General features: G+C 71.0%; 24 protein-coding genes and 1 pseudogene. 22 read left to right on the top strand and 3 right to left on the bottom strand.

The annotated features are described in order from the left end of the window. Positions 1-29: 29 nt before the first annotated feature. The 7 genes from thrS (at position 30) to AAG827_RS13015 (ending at position 7,637) form a co-directional block, all read left to right on the top strand. Positions 30-2,051, top strand: coding sequence for a threonine--tRNA ligase (gene thrS / locus AAG827_RS12985; RefSeq protein WP_341926468.1), 2,022 nt, complete (start codon positions 30-32; stop codon positions 2,049-2,051). Between the two features lie 111 nt (positions 2,052-2,162). Beyond that, the gene (locus AAG827_RS12990) at positions 2,163-2,633 is read left to right on the top strand and encodes a PPOX class F420-dependent oxidoreductase (RefSeq protein WP_341926446.1); all 471 of its coding nucleotides are present in this window, start codon (positions 2,163-2,165) and stop codon (positions 2,631-2,633) included. Position 2,634: 1 nt separating this feature from the next. After that, positions 2,635-3,603: a hypothetical protein gene (locus AAG827_RS12995; protein WP_341926447.1), complete on the top strand. Its 969-nt coding sequence runs from the start codon at positions 2,635-2,637 to the stop codon at positions 3,601-3,603. A gap of 93 nt (positions 3,604-3,696) precedes the next feature. Further along, entirely contained in the window at positions 3,697-4,656 is a 960-nt protein-coding gene (locus AAG827_RS13000; protein ID WP_341926448.1) for a diiron oxygenase, read from the top strand. A gap of 4 nt (positions 4,657-4,660) precedes the next feature. Beyond that, positions 4,661-6,370: an FAD-dependent oxidoreductase gene (locus tag AAG827_RS13005; protein WP_341926449.1), complete on the top strand. Its 1,710-nt coding sequence runs from the start codon at positions 4,661-4,663 to the stop codon at positions 6,368-6,370. A gap of 20 nt (positions 6,371-6,390) precedes the next feature. Next, positions 6,391-7,104 (top strand): TetR/AcrR family transcriptional regulator, encoded by a 714-nt coding sequence (locus AAG827_RS13010; protein WP_341926450.1) that lies wholly within the window; start codon positions 6,391-6,393, stop codon positions 7,102-7,104. Continuing rightward, complete coding sequence (locus AAG827_RS13015; protein ID WP_341926451.1) at positions 7,101-7,637, top strand: HIT domain-containing protein; 537 nt, start codon at positions 7,101-7,103, stop codon at positions 7,635-7,637. Before AAG827_RS13010 ends, AAG827_RS13015 begins: the two co-directional genes overlap by 4 nt. A gap of 6 nt (positions 7,638-7,643) precedes the next feature. Here AAG827_RS13015 and AAG827_RS13020 read toward each other — a convergent pair whose 3' ends face one another. From AAG827_RS13020 to AAG827_RS13030, 3 genes are read right to left on the bottom strand one after another with little or no spacing between them, the layout of a single operon-like run. Beyond that, a complete protein-coding gene (locus tag AAG827_RS13020) occupies positions 7,644-8,246 on the bottom strand; it encodes a hypothetical protein (protein WP_341926452.1) in 603 nt (200 codons plus the stop codon). A gap of 35 nt (positions 8,247-8,281) precedes the next feature. Continuing rightward, complete coding sequence (locus tag AAG827_RS13025) at positions 8,282-9,409, bottom strand: N(5)-(carboxyethyl)ornithine synthase (protein ID WP_341926453.1); 1,128 nt, start codon at positions 9,407-9,409, stop codon at positions 8,282-8,284. A gap of 44 nt (positions 9,410-9,453) precedes the next feature. Beyond that, the gene (locus tag AAG827_RS13030; RefSeq protein WP_309648792.1) at positions 9,454-9,591 is read right to left on the bottom strand and encodes a hypothetical protein; all 138 of its coding nucleotides are present in this window, start codon (positions 9,589-9,591) and stop codon (positions 9,454-9,456) included. Between the two features lie 98 nt (positions 9,592-9,689). Between AAG827_RS13030 and pgsA the strand changes: the two genes are divergently transcribed. The 15 genes and pseudogenes from pgsA to AAG827_RS13105 all read left to right on the top strand — a co-directional run. Next, entirely contained in the window at positions 9,690-10,358 is a 669-nt protein-coding gene (gene pgsA / locus AAG827_RS13035; RefSeq protein ID WP_341926454.1) for a phosphatidylinositol phosphate synthase, read from the top strand. An 18-nt stretch (positions 10,359-10,376) separates the two neighbouring features. Further along, positions 10,377-11,294, top strand: a complete 918-nt coding sequence (pdxS, locus tag AAG827_RS13040) for a pyridoxal 5'-phosphate synthase lyase subunit PdxS (RefSeq protein ID WP_341926455.1) — start codon at positions 10,377-10,379, stop codon at positions 11,292-11,294. Positions 11,295-11,449: 155 nt separating this feature from the next. Further along, entirely contained in the window at positions 11,450-12,022 is a 573-nt protein-coding gene (locus tag AAG827_RS13045) for an alternate-type signal peptide domain-containing protein (RefSeq protein ID WP_341926456.1), read from the top strand. 29 nt (positions 12,023-12,051) lie between these two features. Beyond that, positions 12,052-12,684 (top strand): signal peptidase I, encoded by a 633-nt coding sequence (locus tag AAG827_RS13050; protein WP_341926457.1) that lies wholly within the window; start codon positions 12,052-12,054, stop codon positions 12,682-12,684. Further along, positions 12,677-13,321 (top strand): TasA family protein, encoded by a 645-nt coding sequence (locus tag AAG827_RS13055; RefSeq protein WP_341926458.1) that lies wholly within the window; start codon positions 12,677-12,679, stop codon positions 13,319-13,321. The genes AAG827_RS13050 and AAG827_RS13055 overlap by 8 nt, the downstream gene beginning before the upstream one ends. Continuing rightward, positions 13,318-14,283: a signal peptidase I gene (locus AAG827_RS13060; RefSeq protein ID WP_341926459.1), complete on the top strand. Its 966-nt coding sequence runs from the start codon at positions 13,318-13,320 to the stop codon at positions 14,281-14,283. The genes AAG827_RS13055 and AAG827_RS13060 overlap by 4 nt, the downstream gene beginning before the upstream one ends. 204 nt (positions 14,284-14,487) lie before the next feature. Beyond that, a complete protein-coding gene (locus AAG827_RS13065) occupies positions 14,488-15,987 on the top strand; it encodes a carboxylesterase family protein (protein ID WP_341926460.1) in 1,500 nt (499 codons plus the stop codon). Positions 15,988-15,996: 9 nt separating this feature from the next. Beyond that, the gene (gene pdxT / locus AAG827_RS13070) at positions 15,997-16,626 is read left to right on the top strand and encodes a pyridoxal 5'-phosphate synthase glutaminase subunit PdxT (RefSeq protein WP_341926461.1); all 630 of its coding nucleotides are present in this window, start codon (positions 15,997-15,999) and stop codon (positions 16,624-16,626) included. Between the two features lie 21 nt (positions 16,627-16,647). After that, positions 16,648-17,412, top strand: coding sequence for a YebC/PmpR family DNA-binding transcriptional regulator (locus AAG827_RS13075; protein WP_341926463.1), 765 nt, complete (start codon positions 16,648-16,650; stop codon positions 17,410-17,412). Between the two features lie 102 nt (positions 17,413-17,514). Beyond that, positions 17,515-18,057 (top strand): crossover junction endodeoxyribonuclease RuvC, encoded by a 543-nt coding sequence (ruvC, locus tag AAG827_RS13080; RefSeq protein WP_341926469.1) that lies wholly within the window; start codon positions 17,515-17,517, stop codon positions 18,055-18,057. Continuing rightward, positions 18,054-18,650, top strand: a complete 597-nt coding sequence (gene ruvA / locus AAG827_RS13085) for a Holliday junction branch migration protein RuvA (protein WP_341926464.1) — start codon at positions 18,054-18,056, stop codon at positions 18,648-18,650. Before ruvC ends, ruvA begins: the two co-directional genes overlap by 4 nt. Before the next feature lie 25 nt (positions 18,651-18,675). Next, positions 18,676-19,731 (top strand): Holliday junction branch migration DNA helicase RuvB, encoded by a 1,056-nt coding sequence (ruvB, locus tag AAG827_RS13090; RefSeq protein WP_341926470.1) that lies wholly within the window; start codon positions 18,676-18,678, stop codon positions 19,729-19,731. A 105-nt stretch (positions 19,732-19,836) separates the two neighbouring features. Continuing rightward, positions 19,837-20,130, top strand: a complete 294-nt coding sequence (gene yajC, locus AAG827_RS13095; RefSeq protein ID WP_341926465.1) for a preprotein translocase subunit YajC — start codon at positions 19,837-19,839, stop codon at positions 20,128-20,130. A gap of 1 nt (position 20,131) precedes the next feature. Beyond that, positions 20,132-21,904, top strand: coding sequence for a protein translocase subunit SecD (secD, locus tag AAG827_RS13100; protein ID WP_341926466.1), 1,773 nt, complete (start codon positions 20,132-20,134; stop codon positions 21,902-21,904). Further along, a pseudogene (locus AAG827_RS13105) lies at positions 21,904-22,529 on the top strand (protein translocase subunit SecF); the annotation flags it as partial. The gene secD and the pseudogene AAG827_RS13105, both read left to right, overlap by 1 nt.

Here is a 22,529-nt window from a genome sequence, read left to right on the forward strand (position 1 = left end):
CCACCGTGTCCGAGATCAAGGTCGTCCGCATCCACGCCGGTGAGCGTGAGGAGCGGACCACCACGACGGGCACCAAGGCCTGGGAGCTGTTCGCCGAGGACGCCGCGGTGATCGCGGCGCGGGTCTCGACAAGCTCGACCAACGAGGGAGTCGGCTCGACCAACGAGGGGGAGCTCAAGGATCTCTCCTACGAGCTGGCCGACGGCGACGAGGTCGCCGGGGTCGCGATCGACAGCCAGGACGGGCTCGACATCCTGCGCCACTCGACCGCGCACGTCATGGCCCAGGCCGTGCAGGAGCTCTTCCCCGACGCCAAGCTCGGCATCGGCCCGCCGGTGGAGAACGGCTTCTACTACGACTTCGACGTCGAGGTCCCCTTCACCCCCGCGGACCTCGAGAAGATCGAGACCCGGATGCGCAAGATCATCAAGGAGGGCCAGCGCTTCTCCCGACGGGTCACCACCGACGGCGACGCGCTCACCGAGCTCCAGGACGAGCCCTACAAGATCGAGCTGATCGGGCTCAAGGGCGGGGTCTCGACAGGCTCGACCGACGGAGGGTCCGCCGTCGCCGAAGGCGCGAGCGTCGAGGTCGGCGCGGGCGAGCTCACCATCTACGACAACGTGCGCCGCAACGGCGAGGTCGCCTGGAGCGACCTGTGCCGTGGCCCGCACCTGCCCACCACCAAGCGGATCCCGGCGTTCAAGCTGATGCGCTCCGCCGCGGCCTACTGGCGCGGCGACGAGAAGAACAAGATGCTCCAGCGTCTCTACGGCACCGCCTGGCCCTCCAAGGAGGAGCTCGAGGCGCACCTGCACCGCATCGAGGAGGCCGAGCGCCGCGACCACCGCAAGCTCGGGCGCGAGCTCGACCTCTTCAGCTTCCCCGACGAGATCGGCTCCGGCCTGGCGGTCTTCCACCCCAAGGGCGGCGTCATCAAGCGGGTCATGGAGGACTACGTCCGGCAGCGCCACATCGAGGAGGGCTTCGACTACGTCGGCACCCCGCACATCTCGAAGGAGGGGCTCTTCCACTCCTCCGGCCACCTGCCCTACTACAAGGACACGATGTTCCCCCCGATGGAGTTCGAGGGGTCCGACTACTACCTCAAGGCCATGAACTGCCCGATGCACAACCTGATCTTCAGGTCGCGCGGGCGGTCCTACCGTGAGCTGCCGCTGCGGTTCTTCGAGTTCGGCTCCGTCTACCGCTACGAGAAGTCCGGCGTCATCCACGGCCTCACCCGGGTGCGCGGGCTGACCCAGGACGACTCGCACTCCTACGTCACCCCCGAGCAGGCGCCGGCCGAGATCAAGCACCTGCTCGACTTCGTGCTCGGACTGCTCAAGGACTTCGGGCTCGACGACTTCTACCTCGAGCTGTCGACCCGTGACGACTCCAAGCCCGACAAGTTCGTCGGCTCCGACGAGGACTGGGCGACCGCGACCTCGGTGCTCGAGCAGGCGGCCGTCGAGTCCGGCCTCGAGCTCGTGCCCGACCCGGGCGGCGCGGCGTTCTACGGCCCCAAGATCTCGGTGCAGTGCCGCGACGCCATCGGGCGCACCTGGCAGATGTCGACGATCCAGTACGACTTCAACCAGCCCAAGGGCTTCGACCTCCAGTTCAACGCCTCCGACGGCTCCCGCCAGCAGCCGGTGATGATCCACTCGGCGAAGTTTGGCTCGCTCGAGCGGTTCTTCGGCGTGCTGGTCGAGCACTACGCCGGCGCCTTTCCCCCGTGGCTCGCGCCGGTCCAGGTGCAGGCGATCCCGGTCGCCGAGTTCGCCGCGGACTACCTCCACGACGTCGCGCGCCGGATGAAGGCCCAGGGCCTGCGCGTCGAGGTCGACGACTCCGACGACCGGATGCAGAAGAAGATCCGCAACGCGCAGCTGCAGAAGGTGCCGTTCATGATCATCGCCGGCGCCGACGACATCGAGGCCGGAGCCGTCTCCTTCCGCTACCGCGACGGTCACCAGGAGAACGGCGTGCCGATCGACGACGCCATCGCCCGGGTCGCCGCTGCGGTCGCGACACGCGAGCAGGTCTAGGTCTCGACGGTCGCTCGTCGCTGGCGCTCCTCGCTGCTCGACCACCGGTGGTCGAGCAGCGAGCGACCGTCGAGACCCTCGGCACAACCACCGGTGTGGTGAGGTGGGGGCATGGCACGGACAATCGCGACCACGACCGATGTCGAGCTCGAGCAGCTGCTGGAGTTCGTCCGACCCCGCCACCAGATGGTGCTCATCACCGAGCGTAAGGACGGCCAGCCGCAGTCCTCGCCGGTGACCGGTGGCGTCGACGACGAGGGGCGGATCGTCATCTCCACCTACCCGGAGCGGGCCAAGGCGGCCAACGCCCGCCGCACGGGCAAGGCGACGGTGCTCGTGCTCTCCGACGAGTTCAACGACGCCTGGGTGCAGGTCGAGGGCGCGTGCGAGGTCATCGACATGCCCGAGGCGGTCGAGCCGCTGGTCGACTACTTCCGCAGCATCTCGGGCGAGCACCCCGACTGGGACGAGTACCGCCAGGCGATGCGCGACCAGGGCAAGTCGCTGATCCGCGTCACCCCCGAGCGCTGGTCGCCGGTCGCGACCGGCGGCTTCCCGGCACGTCTCGTCGACCAGGACTGACGTGCGCCGGGCCCTGCTGAGCCTCGCGGCCCTCACGGGCTCGGTCATCCTGGCCGCGTGCGGCGGCGCAGCCGGCTCCGACGATGCCGGGACCGGGCCGACGAGCGCCGCAAGTCAGCCGCCGGCGCCGCAGCCGGCGTCGCGCAAGCCCGTGCCGAAGCCGTCGCCCACCCCGCGCAACGAGCTGGCCGACCTCGCCGAGCAGGCGGCGACCGCCGTACCGCTCCCGCAGATCCCGCCCGAGTCCGGTCCCGTCCTCGGGGGCGACATCAGCTGGCCGCAGTGCCCGGTCGGGATGGGCATCGCGCAGAAGCGCACGCTCGGCCTGCCGCTGCCGATCCCGGAGGCGCGCTACGTCGTCATCGGCCTGACCAACGGCCCCGGTTTCTACGCCAACCCCTGCCTGGGCGAGCAGGTCACGTGGGCGCGTGAGAACGACGTGCTCGTCTCGGCCTATGCCGTCGCGAGCTATCCCGAGGCGCCCGAGCTGCGGCGCTTCGCCACCGAGGGTCCGTACGACGGGTCCGACGGCCTGGGCGCCCTGCGCAACGTCGGCTACCAGCAGGCCCGCTTCAACATCGCCTCGATGCAGACCGCCGGCCTCGAGACGCCGATCGTCTGGATCGACGTGGAGCCCGTGCCGGACTTCGAGTGGAGCAGCGACCCGGTCGCCAACGCCGCGGTGGTCGAGGGGCTGGCGCGGGGCTACCGCGACGCGGGCTACGACATCGGCGTCTACTCCACGCCCTACCTCTGGGAGGGCGTCGTCGGCGACCTCGCCCTCGGCGTGCCGGAGTGGCGCGCGGCCGGGCAGACCTCGCGGGAGGAGGCGCTGGGTCGCTGTGGGACCGACTGGGTGATCCAGGGCGGGGAGGCGGTGATGGGGCAGTGGGTCGAGGCCGGTCGCGACCAGAACGTCACCTGCCCGGGCATCTCCGCCGACCTCGGACGGTGGTTCCACCGGTATTAATGCGACGCCATGTCGCGCTAACCCTTTACATGTGACGCGCTGTCGCACTAACCTCGGACCCGTTGACCAACCAACGGTGAGAGGTGAACGCACATGACGGCCGTGCAGAGCTACCAGGACACGCTCCAGACCCTGTCGGAGGCGTCGGTGCACCAGCGCTTCGACGCCTTCCTCGACATCGACTGGGACAACCCGGCCTACGCGATCGACCCGCACGACGAGCGTTGGATCCTCCCGGAGGCCGACGTGCTGGGCCGCCACGCGTGGTACCGCGCACTGCCCCGCGAGGAGCAGATCCGCATCGGGCTCTACCGCCAGGCGCAGATCTGCAAGGTGGGCCTGCAGTTCGAGCAGATCCTCATCGCCGGGTTGATGAACTTCTCCTTCAACCTGCCCAACGGCTCGCCGGAGTTCCGCTACTCCACGCACGAGGCGACCGAGGAGTGCCACCACACCCAGATGTTCCAGGAGTTCGTCAACCGCTCCGGCCAGGACGTCGGCGGCGGCTCGCGGCTCTTCCGGTTCCTGGCGCCGTTCCTCCCGCTGGCCGCCAAGTGGCTGCCGTTCGGCTTCTTCTTCGGCGTGCTCGCCGGCGAGGAGCCGATCGACCACGTGCAGAAGACGGTCCTGCGCGCCGGCGACGACATGCACCCGCTGCTGCAGCGGATCATGCAGATCCACGTCGCGGAGGAGGCGCGCCACATCGGCTTCGCCCACCAGTACCTCGAGCACCAGGCCCCCAAGCTGCGCCGCGTCGACCGCGCGATCCTCTCGGTCGCCGTGCCGTTGATCATGCGCTGGCTCTGCGACGAGATCCTCAAGCCCACCGCGAAGGCCCGCAAGGACATGGGCATCCCGCGCAGCGTGGTCAAGGAGATCTACTGGGACCTGCCCGAGTCCCGCAAGATGCTGCGCGACCTCTTCGGTGACGTGCGGATGCTGGCCGAGGACGCCGGCATGATGAACCCGGTCTCGCGCCGCGTGTGGGCCCTCATGCGCATCGACGGCCGCTCCTCGCGCTTCCGCAGCGAGCCGGCCTCGGCCGCGGCCTGAGCACGTGCCCTACGTCGTCACGCAGTCGTGCTGCGCCGACGCCTCGTGCGTCGTCGCGTGCCCCGTCAACTGCATCCACCCGGCACCGGGTGAGCCCGGCTTCGCCGAGGCCGAGATGCTGTACGTCGACGCCAACTCCTGCGTCGACTGCGGTGCCTGTGCGACGGCGTGCCCGGCCGACGCGGTCGTGCCCCACACGGCGCTGAGCGAGGCGCAGCTGCCCTTCCTCAAGCTCAACGCCGACTACTACGAGGTGTTCCCGCACGCCGGTCGGGCGCCCCTCGCGATCGTGCCGCCCCAGCGCCGACTCACCCGACCCGGGCCCTTCCGGGTCGCCGTGGTCGGCGCCGGGCCGGCCGGTCTCTACACCGCCGACGAGCTGCTGAAGCACCCCGAGGTCAGCGTCGACGTCTACGACCGGCTGCCCACGCCCTACGGCCTGGTCCGCGCCGGGGTCGCCCCCGACCACCAGCACACCAAGCAGGTCGACCAGCTCTTCCGCGCGATCGAGCAGCTGCCCGGCTTCCGCTACTTCCTCGGTGTCGAGGTCGGCCGCGACCTCAGCCTGGAGGAGCTCACCGCGCAGTACGACGGCGTCGTCTACGCCGTCGGTGCGTCCTCGGACCGCTCGCTCGGCATCGAGGGTGAGGAGCTCACCGGCTCGGTCTCCGCGACCGACGTGGTCGGCTGGTACAACGGCCATCCCGACAAGCAGGACCTCGACCTCGGTCTCGACCGGCTCGTCTCGGGACGCGTCGTGATCGTGGGCAACGGCAACGTCGCCCTCGACGTGGCCCGCATCCTCACCGCCGACCCCGCCGAGCTCGAGCGCACCGACATCGCCGCCGTGCCGTGGTCGATCCTGCATCGCAGCCGCGTGCGGGAGGTCGTCGTGCTCGGTCGCCGTGGTGCGGCCCAGGCCGCGTTCACCGTGCCCGAGCTGATCGGGCTCGCGGGGCTGCGCGGGGTCAACGTGACCGTGACCGGGCTGGCTCCCGAGGAGGCCGACGCGGGAGCCGGCGCCGTTGCCGGTGACGAGCGCAGCCGGCTGCTCGCCGAGTTGGCGGCCCGCCCGCGGCGACCCGGCCTCCCCACGATCGAGCTGCGCTTCCTCACCTCACCGACCCGCATCGTCGGCGACGAGCACGGGGTCACCGGGGTCGAGGTCGTCACCAACCGTCTCGAGCCCGACGCCCGCGGCGAGCTGCGCGCCGTACCGACGCAGGAGCGTGAGCTCCTCGAGACCGGCCTGGTGCTGCGCTCGGTCGGCTACCGCGGCGAGCCCGTCGCCGACCTGCCCCACGACCCCGCGACCGGCGTGGTGCCCAGCGACCGGGGACGCGTGCGGCCCGGCGTCTACGTCGTCGGCTGGGCCAAGCGCGGGCCGAGCGGCTTCATCGGCACCAACAAGACCTGCGCCCAGGAGACCGTCACCCGGATCCTGGACGACCTCGACGCCGGCGCGACCGCGACCCCGGTCGGGACGCCCGCGTCCATCGCCGAGGTCGTCCGTGGCCGCTGCCCCGACGTGGTCGACGTCGCGGGCTGGCAGGCCATCGACGCGGAGGAGCGGCGCCGCGGTGCCGCGCGTGGTCGTGCCCGCGCCAAGATCGTCGACGTCGAGGAGATGGTGCGCGTCGCGCGCCAGGGTGCCCGTCGTCCGGCCCGTCGCCGTTACCCTTCAGCCAAGGAGTGGTTCGAGAAGCGGAGTTGAGCTGGGTGGTCGGCGCAAGGGTGGACGGACGTCAGGCGCGCTGGGACCGGCACAACGAGCAGCGCCGCCAGCAGATCCTCGACGCCGCGATCGCGGTCGTGGAGGCCGCCGAGCCGGGCGCGGAGTTCCACGTCCAGCAGATCGCCGACGAGGCCGGTCTCAACCGCACGGTCGTCTACCGCCACTTCTCCGACCGCGCCGACCTCGACCGGGCGATCCAGGCCGAGATCCTGGTGCACGTCACCGCGCTGCTGGTGCCGCAGGTCAGCCTCGACGGCACGGTCAACGAGATCATCCACCGGATCATCTCGACCTACGTCGACTGGGCCGTCGAGCACCCGGCGCTGCACCGGCTCGCTGAATACGACTCCACCGGCGGCCCCGGCCCGCTCCAGAACGGCATCCACCAGATCGCCGGCGTGCTCGTCGAGATCCTCGAGACCGTCGTCGGGATGCTCGAGGTCGACCTCGACGACGGCGAGCGCGCGGCGATCGACCCCCTGGCCTACGCGCTGGTGGGGGCGGTCTTCGGCGCCGTACGACGGTGGGCCTCGCGCGAGCAGCGCGAGCCCTCGGCCGCCCAGCTCTCCGACATCCTCAGCCGCTCCGTGTGGCACCTGCTCGACGGCCACGCCAGCCGGCTCGGTGTCGACCTGGACCCCGACGTGCCGATCGAGCAGCTGCTCGGGCTCGCCGAGGCCGGTGCCGGTGCCGGCGAGGCGGTGGCCGAGTGAGCGACCTCGTGCAGGACGGTGTGGGGGAGCCCGACGACCTCGACCGGCTGTGGACCCCGCACCGACTGGCCTACATCCGCGGGGAGAACAAGCCGGCCGACGCCACGTCGGGGGAGTGCCCCTTCTGTCGGATCCCGTCCCTGGACGACGCCGCGGGGCTCGTCGTGCAGCGCGGGCGGCTGGCCTTCGCCGTGCTCAACCTCTACCCCTACGCGCCGGGGCACCTGATGGTCTGCCCCTACCGCCACCTCGCCGACTACACCGAGACCACCGACGAGGAGGCCGCCGAGATCGCCGACCTCACCCGTCAGGCGATGCGCGTCATCCGCTCGGTCTCCGGCGCGGGCGGCTTCAACATCGGGATGAACCAGGGCGCCGTCGCCGGCGCCGGCATCGCCGCGCACCTGCACCAGCACGTCGTGCCCCGCTGGACCGGCGACCAGAACTTCATGCCGATCATCGGGCGCACCAAGACCCTGCCGGAGCTCCTCACCGACACCCGGTCGCTGCTCGCCGACGCCTGGGACCGCTGAGGCGCCTCAGTCGGCCGCGGGCTGCGCCACGAACGTCACGATGAGCGTGACCTCGGCGTCGTCGCCCCTGACCTCGAGGTAGTGGCCGAACTGGTAGCCGTCGGACGCGGTGTTGGGCCAGGAGCCGAACGTCGTGGTGGAGGCGGTGCCCGTCGCCTCGTCGCGCACCTGCGCGAGCCGCGACGTGCAGTCCTCGGTGCTCGCCTCGAGGGTCGGCGGCTCCTCGTCCTCGAAGGCCTCGAGCGGCTCGCCGGGCAGGTCGGGGCCGACCTCGACGAGCCAGGCCGCGGCCTCGGCGCACCAGGTGGCGTCCTCGCCCGCGGGCACCGGCACCGACCAGGTCGTGACATAGGTCGCCGGGAGGTCGGACGACGTGACCGGCGACCACACCTCACCCTCCCGGCGAGCAGGGCCGGAACCGTCGTCGAAGTCGAGCAGGCCGTCACCGCCCGGGCTCCAGCCGGGACCGGGAGCCTCGACGGCCACGACCGCCCCCAGGGCGGCCTCGGAGTCCGGCTCGCCGGAGCACCCCGCGAGAAGACCGGCGGTGATGCCGGTGACGGCGACCAGGGACAGGGTGTGGCCCGAGACAGGCCTGCGCTTCCTCACGAAACGCACCCTGCCACACCGCGCCCACCGGGCCCTCACCCCAGGATGACCTCGAAGGGCGAGGTGGCCTCGCGCCCCTGGAAGGTCAGGATCGCGGGATTGACGACCTCGCCCTCGCGGATCTCGATGGCGCGGTGGATGGTCTCGTCGGCGTCCCACGAGGCCGACCCCTCGAGCACGGTGCGGATGAACGGCACCGTCGCGGAGCTGTTGTCCCACGTCGCCGAGCCCCAGAGGTAGGACGGGCTGTGGTCCACGGCGTAGTAGCTCACCTGTCCGTGCTCGCCCACCGGGAAGGTCGGGTCGTCGAAGCCCGTGGGCCGGGCCCACTCGAAGCCCATGCCCAGGTCGCACGACACGTCCACGACCAGGCTGCCGCGGCGGAACGCCTCGAGGTCCGAGGTCTGCAGGTAGGTCAGCGGGGCCGCCGTGTCCTGCAGGGTGCAGTTGACGATGATGTCGTTCTCGGCGAGGTACGCCGCCAGGGGCTCGCGACCGCGCTCGGTGATCACGCTCATGGCCAGCCCGTCGGCGTCGTGGTCGATCGTGCGGATCCGCACCGAGTGGATCGGTGAGGCCACGGCGGTCACCTGCCGTGTCGTCAGGACCGCGACCTCGTGGACACCGTGGGCGTTGAGGGCCGTGACCGCACCGCGCGCCGTCGCGCCGAAGCCGATGACGATCGCGCTCAGCCGCCGCCCGTAGTCGCCGGTGATCCCGGCGAGCTGCATGGCCTGCAGGACCGAGCAGTAGCCGGCGAGCTCGTTGTTCTTGTGGAAGACGTGCAGCCCGACCGAGCCGTCACGGGTCCAGTGGTTCATCGCCTCGAACGCGATGAGGGTCAGCCGCCGGTCGATCGCGGCCTGGGTGACGGCGGTGTCCTGGACGCAGTGCGGCCAGCCCCACAGCACCTGACCGGGCGACAGCGCCTCGACGTCGGCGAGCTGCGGCTTGGGCAGCAGCACGACGTCGGAGCTCGCGATGAGCTCGTCGCGTGGCAGGAAGCCGGCGACGAGGTCGGCGAGCTCGCGGTCGTCGTACCCGAAGTGGGTGCCGTAGCCGGTCTCGAGGGTGATGCGGGCGCGCACGTCGGCGTCGAGTCCCGCGAGGTGATCGGGGTGCAGCGGGAGCCGACGCTCGTTCTCCTTCGCCGAGGTCCCCACCACCCCCAGGCTCAGGAGAGGCCCCGGGTGTGGCACCGGGGTGCTCAGCGCTTCTTCTCGGTGAGCTTCTCCATGGAGCCGGAGCCCGAGCCGTTGGCCGAGTCGCGCTTCTCGGCGCGCTTCTCCTTGATGGACTTGCCGGTCTTCTTCGTCATTCCTTGTCGCGGCGACTTGTCGCTCATGCGGGAATCTCTCGATATGGGTTGCCTGAGTGGCCCCTGTCGGTGACTGTACGCCTCCGGGTTGCGGCTCGGGGCCCGGCAGCGACTAGCCTCCGACCATGCTCGACAGGTTCAAGGGTTTCTGGCAGGGCGTCATGCTCGCGCCGTTCGTCAACCTCTTCATCAAGCTGGGCATCAGCCCGGACACCGTGACGTTCGTGGGGACCGTCGGCGTGTCGGCCGGCGCGCTGGTCTTCTTCCCGATGGGCGAGCTGCTGATCGGCGTGCTGGTGATCACCGCCTTCGTCTTCAGCGACCTCGTCGACGGCCAGATGGCCCGTCAGACGGGCCGCAGCTCGAAGTTCGGCGCGTTCTGGGACTCCACGCTCGACCGGATCGGCGACGGCGCGATCTTCGGCGGTCTGGCGCTCTACTTCGCCGGCCCCGGCGACTACTACCTCTACCTGTGCCTCACGCTCTACTGCCTGGTCATGGGCTCGGTGACCTCCTACTCGCGGGCGCGCGCCGAGTCGCTGGGCATGGACGCCAAGGGCGGCCTGGCCGAGCGTGCCGACCGGTTGGTCGCGATCCTGGTCATGACGGGGCTGGGTGCGATGTTCGACCTGCCGATCCTGATGTACCTGACGCTGTGGGTCCTCGCGTTCGCCAACACCTACACCGTCATCTTCCGGGTGATGAAGGTCCGCCGCCAGGCCCTGGCCGCGGACGCGCTGGTCCAGTCCGCGGGCTTGCCCGAGGACGGTCCCGAAACGGCTTCCGCGACGTGACCGCCGTACAATTCAGGCATGTCTGAGACCTCTCCCTCCACTGCTGACAACGGCTCCACCACCGGCACCTCGCGCGTGAAGCGCGGCATGGCCGAGATGCTCAAGGGCGGCGTCATCATGGACGTCGTCACGGCCGAGCAGGCCAAGATCGCGGAGGACTCCGGCGCGGTCGCCGTCATGGCGCTCGAGCGGGTCCCGGCCGACATCCGCGCCCAGGGCGGCGTCTCGAGGATGAGCGACCCCGACATGATCGACTCGATCATCGACGCCGTCTCGATCCCGGTCATGGCCAAGGCTCGCATCGGTCACTTCGCCGAGGCGCAGGTGCTGCAGAGCCTCGGTGTCGACTACATCGACGAGTCCGAGGTGCTGACCCCGGCCGACTACACCAACCACATCGACAAGTGGAAGTTCACCGCACCCTTCGTGTGCGGGGCGACCAACCTCGGTGAGGCGCTGCGTCGCATCAACGAGGGCGCGGCGATGATCCGCTCCAAGGGCGAGGCCGGCACGGGTGATGTGTCCAACGCGGTCATGCACATGCGCACCATCGGTGCCGAGCTGCGCCGGCTGTCCTCGATGGAGCACGACGAGCTCTACGTCGCGGCCAAGGAGCTCCAGGCCCCCTACGACCTGGTCGTCGAGGTCGCCGAGCGCGGCAAGCTCCCGGTCGTGCTCTTCACCGCCGGCGGCATCGCCACTCCTGCCGACGCCGCGATGATGATGCAGCTGGGCGCCGAGGGCGTGTTCGTGGGCTCGGGCATCTTCAAGTCCGGCAACCCCGCCGAGCGCGCCGAGGCGATCGTCAAGGCCACCACGTTCTACGACGACCCCGACGTCGTCGCCAAGGTCTCGCGCGGCCTGGGCGAGGCCATGGTCGGCATCAACGTCGACGAGATCCCGCAGCCCCACCGCCTCGCCGAGCGCGGCTGGTAGTCCTTACCGATCATCACGTCCAGCACCCCGTGGTCACGTGTGACCACGGGGTGCTGGTGATTTGTCTCCTCGCCGGTTTCCCTCAGGTCCCGCTCCCGCCCGCCGTAGTTCCAGGGAGAAGCGTCCGGGCGCTCTGGAGGATCCTGGGAGGGACCATGAACAAGACGACCAAGGGCGCACTCGCCGCCGGAGTCGCTGCCGTGCTGCTCACCGGTGGTGCCGGCACACTGGCGTTCTGGAGCGATGGCGACACCATCGCGACGCCCGACCTGAGCTCGGGCGGTCTCGACATCGTCCAGACCGCCTGCCCCGACTGGACGCTCGACGGCGACGGCGGTGCGGGTGGCCTGCTCGGCGCCCGGGAGATCGTGCCCGGAGACACGCTGACCCGCACCTGCACCTACGACATCGTCGCCGAGGGCGACCACTTCGAGGCGACGCTGAACCTCGACCAGGGGCTGCTCTCCACCGACGTCAACGGCCTCGAGGACGAGCTCGTGCTCGACGCCGACTTCACCCTCGACGGGTTGCCGGTCGGGCTGCCCCCCGTGGTCGGCGAGGTCGTCGTGCCGGGTGCCCCCACCACCTTCTACGACGGCACCTACACGCTGACGGCGGTCCTCACCGCGGACTTCCCCTACGGCGTCGAGGACAACGGCTCGCAGGACCTCAGCGTCACCCTCGAGGACATCGCCGTCACGCTCACGCAGACCGACAACCACCCGTGAGCTGAGGCCTGACCGGACGAGGACCTGACATGAGGCACGCAGCGCAGCACCAGGCGGCCCCGCAGCGCGCGGGTCGTCGGTGGCTGCGGCGCGTCGTCGCCTGGACGGTCATCCTCCTCGGTCTCGGCCTCGTCGTCCTCACGGTCCTGGTGCCCCGGATCGCCGGGGCGACGCCCTACGTCGTGCTCACCGGCTCCATGGCGCCGCAGCTGCCTCCCGGCACGCTGGTGATCGTGCGGCCCGCCGATCCCGCGGACGTGCGGACGGGTGACGTCGTCACCTACCAGGTGCGCTCGGGCGAGCCCGTCTTCGTCACCCATCGTGTCGTCGGCAAGAGCATCGGTGCGGGTGGCGAGGTGCTGCTGCGCACGCGGGGTGACGCCAACGGTGCTGCCGACGAGCTCTGGGTGCGACCGGTCCAGCTGCGCGGTCAGGTCTGGTACGACGTGCCTCAGGTCGGCCGGTTCAGCAACCTGCTCACGGTCGCCCAGCGCACCCAGGGCGCCCGGCTGGTCGGGCTCGGGCTGCTGGGCTACGCCGCGGTCCAGCTGATCGGCGCCGTGCGTGTGCGCCGGCTGCGCGTGGCGTCTGCAGCTGTCATGGTGGACGCCGCTGCTCCGGATGCTCTGGTCGCTCCGGATCGGCACGGCGTCCATGTCTAGCCACGTGGCCCCCCGCCCGTCCCGCCGCGGCCGCGCGCCCCGTCGTACGACGTCCTGGGGATCGGCGCGGCTGCGGGCCCTGCTCGGCCTCGGGCTGGTCGGCGTCCTGGGGACGAGCGGCACCTTCGCCTTCTGGACCGACGACGTCGTCATCGCCGGGACCACCTTCACTGCCGGCACCCTCGACCTCCAGGTCAACAACACCGACGTCTCGGTCAGCACCACGACGCTCGGGATGTCGGTGATGGTGCCGGGCAACACGTCGGCCGAGGTGCTGACGCTGAAGAACAACGGGACCGCGCCGCTGAAGTGGACGATGGTCGGGGGACTGACCGGCACCGACGCAGCGGCCTTCGACACCGCCGGCTCCTTGAAGCTCACCGTGTCCGCCGGGGGCACCCGGTCGGGCAGCGGCAACAGCGCCACCTGCACCGGCGGCACCGCCTTGGTCAGCGCGGTCGCCCTGACCGCCACCACGTCGACCTCGCTGGTGTCGACGCGCCAGGGCCCGTTGGTGGCCGCAGGCACCCAGACGCTCTGCTTCCAGGTCACCTTCGACGGCGCTGCGCCGAGCAGCCTCCAGGGGAAGACCACCAACGCGACCTTCACCGTCACCGGCACCTCGGACGTCTCGTGAGCCCCCGACTGGTGCGGGGGGTCCGCGAGCTGGTGCTGACCGTCGGGGCGCTGCTGGGTGTCCTCGGGCTGCTCGTGGTGCTGGCCGGCCTCGTGCTCGACGTGCGCCCCCTCGTCTTCCTGTCCGGCTCCATGGCGCCGGCCATCGACACCGGCGCCCTCGCGCTGGTGCGCACCGTCCCCGCTGCGGACCTGCGGGTCGGTGACGTCGTGTCCGTCGTGGACGCCGGCGGCACGCGGGTCACCCACCGGGTCGTGAGCCTCGCCTCCCAGGGAGAGCACCGGCAGCTGACCCTGCGCGGTGACGCCAACCGCTCGGCGGACCGTGAGGTCCACACCGTCACCGAGGCGGACCGGGTGGTCGCCAGCGTGCCGCGGCTCGGCTACGTGCTCGGCTGGATGTCGGGGCGGCTCGGCATGCTGCTGCTCGGGCTCTACGGCGCGTTCCTGGCCTCCGTGCTCCTGCGCGGCCGCGACGACGGCCCGCCGTCCCCGCCTCGTCCACCACCGCCATCCCGGAGGAAGCGCCGAGCCGCACCGGCTTCCGCGCGTCGGCAGGCGTCTCGCGTGCTCGCGATGACGGTCATCGGTGCTGCGGCACTGCTGCCGTCTCCCGCGTCGGCGGCGCCGTGGACCGATGAGGTGGTCGTCTCTGGGTCTGCCCTCAGCGCGACCTCGGTCCCCGCTCCCGGCAACTTCAGGTGCTCGGGGCTCGGCGTGGCCACGGTGACCTTCGCCTGGGACGCCGTTCCCGGCGCCACCAGCTACACGTTGCGATACGGCCCCGGAGGAGCGTCCTCGATGACGGTCGCCGGGACCTCGCAGACGATCCTGACCCTGATCAGCGGCGGTCAGGCCTGGGTGGTGGCCAACACGAATTTCGGCTCGACGACGTGGTCCTCGACCAACAGCGCGACGCGGACCTACTCGGTCTTCCTGCTGGCGGTGAGCACCTGTTCGTGATCGGGGCCCCGCTCCATCAAGGTACGTCGACGACACGCCACCCCCCACGGTGTGCACCCCGTGGTGAGTGGCGTGTCGCCGTGGGAAGTGCGCCGTCAGCCGGCCGCTCGACCGTGGGGGGTGGCGGTTCGTCTGCATACCTTGATGAAGCGGCACCCACCCAGAACCGCCCCCCACCACCCCACCCCCGACTAGGTTCACCGCGTGGGTCGTCGACGAGGAGCGCTCGCCGCAGCTGCGGCCGTGCTCGCGCTCGCGGGCTGCAGCCTGCTCGACGAGCCCGTGCAGCCGACACCTCGGCCAGGAGGATCGGCCTTGGTCGTGGAGACCGACGCCGGGCTGCTCGAGGGGTTCGACCACGAGGGCGTGCGGTCGTGGCGCGGCATCCCCTACGCCGCACCACCCGTGGGCGACCTGCGCTGGCGGGCGCCGCAGCCGGCAGCGCCGTGGGGCGCGGTGCGGGACGCGACCGACTTCGGGGCCGACTGCCTGCACGCCCCCTCCACCGTGACGACCCCCTCCAGCGAGGACTGTCTCTTCCTCAACGTGGAGCGGCCCGTGGAGGCCGACGGGGACCTGCCGGTGCTGGTGTGGATCCACGGTGGCGGGTTCGTCATGGGCTCGGGGCGCAGCGAGGCCGCCGACGGGGAGGCGTTCGTCCGCCGCGGTGTCCTGCTGGTCACGCTCAACTACCGGCTCGGCCGCCTGGGCTTCCTCTCCCACCCCGCCCTCGGGCCCGAGTCCGTCAACGCCGGGCTGCTCGACCAGGTGGCCGCGCTGGAGTGGGTCCAGGACAACATCGCCGACTTCGGCGGCGACCCCGACCGCGTGACCGTCGGCGGGAGCTCCGCCGGAGGCCTCTCGGTCAACACCCTGATGGCGTCGCCGATGACCGACGGCCTCTTCGCCCAGGCGATCTCCCAGTCGGGCCTGGGGCGCGAGCCGACCCAGACCCTCGCCGAGGCGACCGCCGAGGGGCGGCGCCTGGCCGCGGAGGCCGGCGCCCTCGACGCTGCGGCGCTGCGCTCGCTCGACGCGGCCGAGGTCATGACGTGGCGGCTCGACGTCTTCGCCGGCCAGGTACCGGTCGTCGACGGCGCCCTCGTGACCGCGCCCGTGGCGGAGATCGTCGAGGCCGGTCTGGAGCAGGACGTGCCCTACCTGGTCGGCAGCACCGACCTCGACCTCGAGGCAGACCTCCTCGAGCCGTTGGGCCTGGACGACGACGCCCGTGCGCTCCTGAGGTCTGCCGGCGAGCGGAGCCTGCTGCGCGCCTACGCCACCCCCGACGTCGTACGACGGCACCTGATGGCCGACGCCGTCTTCACCGAGCCTGCCCGGTTGCTCGCCACCGCGCACGCCGCTCGAGCGCCGACCTGGCGCTACCGTTTCGAGGTCGTCACCCCGGAGGCCTTCGCCCGGGTGGGGGGAGCGCCCCACGCCAGCGAGCTGCCCTACGTCTTCGACGGGGTGCTGCCCCCGGGGGCGGAGCAGCACGCGCCCGGGATGGCCGACGTCGTCAGCGACTACTGGGCGTCGTTCGTCACCACGGGCGATCCCAACCTCGCTGACGTGGTGACCTGGCCGACCGCCGAGGACGGGGCGCTGCTGCGGCTGACCAACGCCGGTGCGGTGACCGAGCCGGTCGACCCGTGGCAGCGACGCCTGGATGCCGTGCGTCGGGTCGTCGAGGGGCGCTCCTAAACTGGGGGAGTGACTGCACCCACCATCGGCGTCTTCGCCCTCCAGGGCGACGTGCGCGAGCACCTGCGGATGCTCGAGTCGCTCGGCGTCGACGCGATCGGCGTGCGTCGGCCGGCCGAGCTCGGTGTCGTCGACGGGCTCGTCGTCCCCGGCGGCGAGTCGACCACGATGGCCAAGCTGGCCCGCACCTTCGAGCTGCTGGAGCCGCTGCGCGAGCGGATCAAGGGCGGCATGCCGACCTTCGGGACCTGCGCCGGGATGATCCTGCTCGCCGACCGCATCGAGGACGGCGCGGTCGGCCAGGAGACGCTCGGTGGCCTCGACATCACGGTGCGCCGCAACGCCTTCGGTCGCCAGGTCGACTCCTTCGAGGGGGAGCTCTCCATCAGCGGTGTCGACGGACCGGTGCACGCCGTCTTCATCCGCGCACCCTGGGTCGAGTCGGTCGGACCGGGCGTCGAGGTCCTCGGGCAGGTCGAGGTGGCCGACGGCGCGAGTAGGATCGTCGCGGTCCGGCAGGGGCCACTGATGGCGACGTCGTTCCACCCGGAGGTCGGCGGCGACGTGCGCATCCACCAGCTCTTCGTCGACCTCGTGCGCGACTGCACTGCCGGCACCACCACGAACAGCACCTCCTGAGTCGAAGAAGAAGAGGGACGCATGTCTGGCCACTCCAAATGGGCGACCACCAAGCACAAGAAGGCGATCGTCGACGCCAAGCGCGGCAAGATGTTCGCCAAGCTCATCAAGAACATCGAGGTCGCGGCCCGCATGGGCGGTGGTGACATCACGGGCAACCCGACGCTCTACGACGCCATCCAGAAGGCCAAGAAGTCCTCGGTCCCCAACGACAACATCGACCGTGCGGTCAAGCGCGGCTCCGGTGCGGAGACAGGCGGCGCCGACTACCAGACGATCATGTACGAGGGCTACGGCCCCTCCGGTGTCGCGATGCTGATCGAGTGCCTCACGGACAACAAGAACCGTGCCGCGATGGAGGTCCGCACCGCGATGAGCCGCAACGGCGGCTCGCTGGCCGACCCGGGCTCGGTGTCGTTCCTCTTCAACCGCAAGGGCGTCGTCGTGGTGCCGCGGTCGCAGGAGGGCAAGGAGATCAGCGAGGACGACCTGCTCGAGGCGACCCTGGAGGCCGGCGCCGACGACGTCAACGACCTGGGGGAGGCCTTCGAGCTGATCTCGGAGGCCACCGACCTGGTCGGCGTGCGCACCGCGCTCCAGGCTGCGGGCATCGACTACGACTCCGCCGACGCCTCCTTCGTGCCGGACATGCAGGTCCAGCTCGACGCCGAGGCCGCCGGCAAGATGTTCCGCCTGGTCGACGTGCTCGAGGACCTCGACGACGTGCAGAACATCTTCGCCAACTTCGACGTCTCCGACGAGGTCATGGCCGAGCTCGACGACTGACCGGGCGTGTCGCGGGCCCGCGGGTCCCGCGGGCCGGATAACGTGGACCTCCGAACAGGTGTTCGGACGAGAGGCGTTGTGATGACCGGGCTGATGCGCGTGCTGGGGATCGACCCCGGGCTGACCCGCATGGGCATGGGCGTCGTCGAGGGCATGGTGGGTCGTCCGCTGGCGCTGATCGACGTCAACGTCATCCGCACCACCAGCACGCTCCCGATCGCCGAGCGGCTGGTCACGATCGAGCGCGGCATCGACGCCTGGCTCGACGAGCACCAGCCCGACGCCGTGGCCGTGGAGCGGGTCTTCGCCCGCTCCGACGTCAGCACGATCATGGGCACCGCCCAGGCCAGCGGCATCGCGCTGGTGTGCGCAGCGCGCCGCGGCCTGCCGGTCGCCCTGCACACGCCCAGCGAGGTCAAGGCGGCCGTCTCCGGCAACGGCCGCGCCGACAAGGCCCAGGTCGGCGCCATGGTGACGCGGATCCTGCGCCTCGACGCGCCTCCCAAGCCGGCCGATGCCGCCGACGCCCTCGCGCTGGCGATCACCCACATCTGGCGCGGCGGCGCGCAGGCCCGCATCGACGCGGCGCTCGCGGCCTCCCGCCGCACGACGTCCGCCCGCACCGACTCCAGGAGCAGAGCATGATCGCGTTCGTGCGTGGCGAGGTCGCCGCGCTGACCCTCACCAGCGCCGTCCTCGAGGTCGGGGGAGTCGGCCTCGAGCTGATGTGCACCCCCGGCACGCTCGCGACGCTGCGACCCGGCCACCTCGCGACCCTGCCCACCAGCATGGTCGTGCGCGAGGACTCGCTGACCCTCTTCGGCTTCGTCGACGACGACGAGAAGGCGGCCTTCGAGCTGGTGCAGACCGCCTCCGGCGTCGGCCCCAAGCTCGCCCAGGCGATGCTCGCGGTGCTGAGCCCCGACGATCTGCGCCGGGCCGTGGCCTCCGACGACGTCAAGACCCTCACCCGGGTCCCCGGCATCGGCCAGAAGGGCGCTCAGCGCATCATCCTGGAGCTCAAGGACCGCATCGGCCTGCCCGTCGGTGGGCGCAGCAGCGCCCCCGTCTCGGCGATCCCGGCGTGGCGCGACCAGGTCACCCAGGGCCTCCTCGGGCTCGGCTGGTCGGCCAAGGACGCCGACTACGCCGTCGAGAGCGTGGCGCCCCAGGCCGGCGACAGCCCCGACGTGGGTGCGCTGCTGCGCGCCGCCCTCCGCTCGCTGAGCAAGGCCTGACCCGGTGCACGAGGACGACCTGGACATGGTCGAGGAGCAGCACCTGCGCTCCCTGACCGCAGCGGAGGCCGAGGGGGACGAGCGCGCCATCGAGGCCGCGCTGCGCCCACGCTCCCTCGACGAGGTCGTCGGGCAGACGCGGGTGCGCGAGCAGCTCGGCCTGGTCCTCGAGGCCGCCCGTCGTCGCGGACGGGCCCCCGACCACGTCCTGCTCTCCGGGCCGCCGGGGCTGGGCAAGACGACGCTGGCGATGATCATCGCCCACGAGATGTCGACGCCCCTGCGGCTCACCAGCGGTCCGGCGATCACCCACGCCGGCGACCTGGCCGCGATCCTGTCCGGCATGAACGACGGCGACGTCCTGTTCGTCGACGAGATCCACCGCATGTCCCGGCCGGCCGAGGAGATGCTCTACATGGCCATGGAGGACTTCCGGGTCGACGTCATCATCGGCAAGGGACCGGGCGCAACGGCCATCCCGCTGGAGATCCCGCCCTTCACGCTCGTCGGAGCGACGACCCGCGCGGGGCTGCTGCCCGGGCCGCTGCGCGACCGCTTCGGGTTCACCGCGCACCTGGAGTTCTACGAGGCCCACGAGCTCGACCGGATCGTGCACCGCTCGGCTGGGCTGCTCGACGTCGAGCTCACCGAGGAGGGCTCGGCCGAGATCGCCTCCCGCTCCCGCGGCACCCCCCGCATCGCCAACCGCCTGCTGCGCCGGGTGCGTGACTTCGCCCAGGTGCGCGCCGACGGCGTGGTCAGCCGCGACGTGGCCCAGGACGCCCTCGAGCTCTACGAGGTCGACGAGCTCGGGCTCGACCGCCTCGACCGCGCCGTCCTCGACGTGCTGTGCCGTCGCTTCGGTGGGGGACCGGTCGGCATCTCCACCCTCGCGGTCGCCGTCGGCGAGGAGCGCGAGACCGTCGAGGAGGTCGCCGAGCCCTTCCTCGTGCGCAACGGCTTCCTCGCCCGCACCCCCCGTGGGCGGGTCGCGACGGCCGGTGCGTGGCGCCACCTCGGCCTGGTGCCACCAGAGTCGAGCCTGGCGACGGACGCCGAAGCCACGCTGTTCGAGGACTGATGCGTCGCACGACGGACCCGCGCGGTTAGACTCTCCCGTCGCGGACGGTCTGCCCCCCTCGGGGTGTGCGCCGCGCCCCCCATCAGTCGCGTGGAAGGTCATGTTGTGCCCCCAGAGCTCGTCCAGCTCTTGCCGCTCGTCGGTATCGCCCTCCTCTTCTGGCTCCTGGTCATCCGACCGGCCTCCCGACGCTCGCGGGAACTCTCGCGCATGCAGGGCGCGTTGTCCGTGGGGGACGAGGTCATGCTCACCTCCGGTGTGTTCGGCACGCTGCGCACGCTGAACGACGACCGCGTGGGCGTCGAGATCGCACCGGGCGTGGTCATCCATGTCGCCCGCGGCGCCGTCGGCACCGTCGTACAACCGCAGCTCGGCGAGACCGAGCCGGAGGAGAACTGACATGGCACGCAAGACCGCCCGCCCCGGGCGCACCCTGTTGGTGTTCCTCATGGGCGTGGCCATCTCCTACGGGCTGGTGGCCCTCTCCGGCACCTGGAAGCCCGAGCTCGGCCTCGACCTCCAGGGCGGCACCCGCATCACCCTGACCGCCGTCGGCAACCCCAGCTCGGGCAGCCTCGACGAGGCACGCAAGATCATCGACCAGCGCGTCAACGGCTCCGGCGTCGTCGAGGCCGAGGTCACCACGCAGAGCGGTCGCTTCATCGTCGCCGAGATCCCCGGTGACAGCCGCCGCGACCTCATCGACACCGTCCAGCGCCAGGCGCAGCTGCGCTTCCGCCTGGTCGCGTGCTCCGACTTCGCACCCTGCGGCACCGGCACGGTCGACCCCAACCAGCCGTTCGACCCCAACCAGTTCGTCCCGCAGGAGGGAGCCACGGGTGGCGCCACCGGCGGGGCGGGCAACGGCACCGGCGCCGGCAACGGCAACGGCACGGCCAACCGCCCGCCCCTCGGCTACCTGACGAAGTCGGGCGAGACCACGTCCCCGACGCCGACCGAGGGCGCGTCTCCCAGCGAGTCCGCGAGCACCGAGCCTGCCGGTTCGACGTCGCCCTCGCCGACCGAGTCCGCGGCCGTGGTGCCCCAGGGGGACCCCGAGCTCGAGGCGGAGCGCCTCGACGAGGAGCTCGCCTGGATGAACAACCCCGACCAGGCCTCCATCGACGCCTTCAACGCCTTCCAGTGCCCGACCGACGGCTCGCCGCCGGTCGTGGTCGACGACCCCAACAAGCCGCTCATCACCTGCGAGCAGCCCGACGAGAACGGTCAGGTCGTCAAGTACCTGCTCTCCAAGAGCGTCATCGAGGGCACCGACCTCGACTCCGCCTCGGCCGGCATCCCGCAGAACGAGGTCAACTGGGTCGTCAACATCGACATCGGTGGTGTCGGCGAGGACGTGTTCTCGAAGGTCTCCAACACCCTCGTCTCCACCGGCCAGCAGTTCGCGATCGTCCTCGACGGGCAGGTCATCTCGGCCCCGACGATGAACGGCCGGATCCCCAACGGCCAGGCCGAGATCAGCGGCAACTTCAACGAGGAGTCGGCCAACAGCCTGGCCACGAGCCTCAAGTTCGGCGCGCTGCCGATCGCCTTCCAGGACGACGTCACGGTCGAGACCATCGGTCCCTCGCTCGCCGGCAACCAGCTGCAGGCCGGTCTGGTCGCGGGTGGCTTCGGTCTCGGGCTCGTGATGCTCTACTGCCTCCTCTACTACCGCGGCCTCGGCCTGGTGGTGCTCGGCTCGCTCGCGATCGCCGCCGTCATCACCTACTCGATGGTGCTGCTCCTCGGCGTCTCGGCCGGCTTCACGCTGACCCTGCCCGGCATCGCGGGCCTGATCATCGCGGTCGGCATCACGGCCGACTCCTTCATCATCTTCTTCGAGCGCATCCGCGACGAGATGCGCGAGGGCAAGACCATGCGGGTCGCGGTCGAGAGCGGCTGGAAGCGGGCCAAGGTCACGCGTCTGGCGGCCAACGTCGTCTCGCTGCTGTCGGCGTTCGTGCTCTACTTCTTCGCAACGGGTGCGGTGAAGGGCTTCGGCTTCGCGCTCGGCCTGTCCACCCTGATCGACCTCGCGGTGCTCTTCTGGTTCACCAAGCCGCTGGTGTCGTGGCTGGGACAGTTCCGCTTCTTCAACGGCGGTGGTCGGTTCTCCGGCCTCAGCACCGAGACACTGGGCATGGACGTCCGCGTGGAGGGGAGAGCCTGATGGGCAAGTTCTCACGGATCGGCAACGACCTCTACGGGGGCCGCCGCACGATCGACTTCGTCGGGCGCAAGGCGCTGTGGTACTCCATCTCGGGGTTCCTCGTGCTGGCCGCCATCGCGATCGTCTTCATCAAGCCGCTCAACTTCGGCATCGAGTTCACCGGCGGCACGCAGTACCGCGTGCCGGTGAGCACGTCGCTGGCCACGCAGGACACCGCCGACGCCCTCCGCGAGGCCGTCGCCGGCACCGGGGTCGAGGGCGCCGCGTCCCCGACCGCCACCACCGCGGGCGACGACTCGATCATCCTGCAGGTCGAGGACCTCGACCAGGCCGAGAGCGACACGGTCGTGGCCGCCATGCAGACGGTCGTCCCGTTTGACGTCCAGGACCTGTCGCAGGACGAGATCGGCGCCAGCTGGGGCCAGGAGGTCGCTCAGCGGGCGGCCATCGGCGTGCTCGTCTTCCTCGTGCTCGTCATGTTGTTCATCTGGGTCTACTTCCGCGAGTGGAAGATGTCGGTCGCCGCGTTCGTCGCCCTGGCCCACGACATCATGATCACGATCGGGATCTACGCCCTGTCCGGCTTCCAGGTCACGCCGTCGGCGGTGACCGGGCTGCTCGCGAT

The sequence above is a fragment of the Nocardioides psychrotolerans genome, from assembly GCF_943371775.1.
In the GTDB taxonomy this organism is placed as follows: Bacteria; Actinomycetota; Actinomycetes; order Propionibacteriales; family Nocardioidaceae; genus Nocardioides; species Nocardioides psychrotolerans_A.